The organism is Alkalihalophilus lindianensis (genome assembly GCF_032843265.1).
Lineage (GTDB): Bacteria > Bacillota > Bacilli > Bacillales > Bacillaceae_D > Alkalihalophilus > Alkalihalophilus lindianensis.
In genome coordinates this window covers 1-273 of the sequence record NZ_JAWJBA010000314.1, presented here as the reverse complement: position 1 = coordinate 273, position 273 = coordinate 1, and the positions used below count along the sequence as shown (strand labels likewise).

At 75.8% G+C, this 273-nt stretch carries 1 protein-coding gene; it reads right to left on the bottom strand.

Going from position 1 to position 273, the window contains the following annotated elements; genetic code table 11:
- Positions 1 to 225, bottom strand: a 225-nt coding sequence (locus RYX56_RS22395) for a hypothetical protein (protein ID WP_317124127.1), incomplete at its 3' end; no start/stop codon positions are given.
- Positions 226 to 273 lie beyond the last annotated feature (48 nt).

Genomic DNA, 273 nt, shown 5'->3' with positions numbered 1-273 from the left:
CACCCACACGCGGTCGCCGCCCGAGCGGACGCGCGCGATGGCCTCCCAGCCGGGCGCGTCCAAGCGAAAGCGGCGCGCGGGGAACGTCGCCGAGTCGAGGCCGCCGAGGGCGTAGGGGCGCACCTGCGCGGTGCGGACGGTGCGGAGCACGCGGCGCAGCGGCTGCACGTCCTCGGCGTGGCGGCTGCCGTGCGACAGGGCGGTGAGCGCAAGTCCGCGCGTCATCCACCCGAGGTCGAACTGGGTCACGAGCGTAGAGCGTGCCTCGGGGTA